This is a genomic window from Flavobacterium sp. FPG59 (genome assembly GCF_002150205.1).
In the GTDB taxonomy this organism is placed as follows: Bacteria; Bacteroidota; Bacteroidia; order Flavobacteriales; family Flavobacteriaceae; genus Flavobacterium.
In genome coordinates this window covers 1-2,013 of the sequence record NZ_MTCA01000330.1, presented here as the reverse complement: position 1 = coordinate 2,013, position 2,013 = coordinate 1, and the positions used below count along the sequence as shown (strand labels likewise).

Genomic DNA, 2,013 nt, shown 5'->3' with positions numbered 1-2,013 from the left:
AATATATTCATTAAGCGCTGTATAAGCATTTTCATTGAAGTATATGGGATAGTTATTGGCGTGTATGGTTTGCATTTTTATTTTTATTTACAAAGTTTATTAAAGAGGTCTGTTGTTCCTGGATAATTTTTATTAACTGCAATCCCTAGGTACTTACAAGCATTTGTTTTGTCTTGCATTTTATAATAACAACCTGAAAGCAAATATTCGGTTTTACCATCATTTAGTGTTGGTTCGTTTACTATTTTTAGCAAATAACTAATAGCGGTTTCACTTCTATTTAAACTAAAATAACAAACGGCTATATCTTGGTAAATTACCTTTTTTTCGGGATGTAACGCTAGTTCTTTTTCATAAAGTACAATAGCTTTTTCAAATTGTTTAGCGTCTCCCAATTTTTTTGCCTCAATCATATAATTTATTGTTTTTGGGGCATTTTCTAGAGGTTCAGAAGTATTGTTTTGAATAGTAGAAGCTGATGTTTCTTGATTTATTTTTTTAGTTAATGTAGAATCATTAGGATAAATTTTCACCCCTTCTTTGATAAAAGCCTCTATTTTGTTTGGATTGTAACCCGCCTGTTTGAGTGCAACTGCTGTATTTTTCCAGTTCGAAGGCATACTTCTATATTGACTAAAAAGTTTGTGCAGCTTAAATATTTCAGCAGTGTCCTTATGTACAACTGCCATTCTAAGGCCATCTAAATAAAAATTAAGTGTTCTTGGTCTAGCATAAAAAGCTGATTTTACGTACTCATAAGCTTTTTGTTGATTGCCTTTTAATTTTTCTATTTTATGTAAATACCAATTTGAAATACCCATAAATGGATTTATTGTATTTGATAATTTAAAATATTTTTCAGCTTCCTCTAAGTTATTCTCATTAAACAATGCAATTGCTGTGTGTTGGTAAAATGTTTCTCCATAAATACCTACTCTTGTAATAGCTGGGAATTCATTAAGGATTGCATTAGAAGATACTGGGGTTTTATCAAATTTTATTCTGTATTCTAACTGAGCAGCTCTCCAGTCCATAAAAGAGACGCAAGTTGTAACTACGCTAACAATAATTAAAAGTAAACCTAACTTTTGTGAGCTACTATTTACAGCTAAATACTTGGTTGAATTTAATACTGTAAATACAATCATCAATGCAAAAGCCAGTTGCATTGTAGGTCTGTACAACGGAAAGTTAAAAAAGGCATCTATGAAATACCCCGTAAAAAGCATTAAAACAAGTAATGAAATAGTTTTATCGGTATCGTTTTTTGTGAAAATATTTTTAGCGTTGATAAAAAATATTAAAACAAAAAGACTCAAATAGACTAAGCCGTTAATAATTCCCGTTTCGGCTGCAATTTCAAGTAAATCGTTGTGAGTATGTGAAGAAATTAATGCTTCATCAATGGTGGTTCTTTCATAAGGAATACTTTCAACTCTCCAATTTCCTAGACCGATGCCTGTTATGGGGTCTTTTGAAATCATTTGCGCTGCATTGTTCCAATAATTCAACCTCGCAGATGCAGAAGCTTCATTTGTATCTGCAATTTGCACAATTCTAGTACTTACGGATTCAAACCTTCCAACACTATCACTATTTTTAAAAACGATACTACTTAAAAAAACAGCCAACGCTATTGGAATTAGAATATAGATTGTTTGTTCAGCTGTTTTTTTCGCGAATGAATGTATTTTAAAATAGACTATTAGAAAGACTACAACTTGAAAAAATAACCCCAAATAAGCAGCTCTAGAACTAATTAAGATTACTGTAAAACTTGCTAGCAACAAACATAAAGCTAAAAACCATTTCTTCCAGTTGTTGTAGTGTAAAATTCCTAGTACTAAAAAAGGAATTTTAACATTAAGACTCGCTGCAAAAATATTAACGTTTCCTGTATTCCCTTTTAAGTTGTTTAAAGCATTAGTTACACTTTCAAAGTCTTGCAATATAGTACTTAATTGAAATACGGTTTGTAAAAAAACACTTATTCCCACAAGCACAGCAATATGA

1 protein-coding gene is annotated in these 2,013 nt (G+C 30.8%); it reads right to left on the bottom strand.

What is annotated here, in order from left to right; all coding sequences use genetic code 11:
• Positions 1-83 precede the first annotated feature (83 nt).
• On the bottom strand, positions 84-2,013 hold a 1,930-nt coding region (locus tag FPG59_RS15640; RefSeq protein WP_086455472.1), incomplete at its 5' end, for an O-antigen ligase family protein.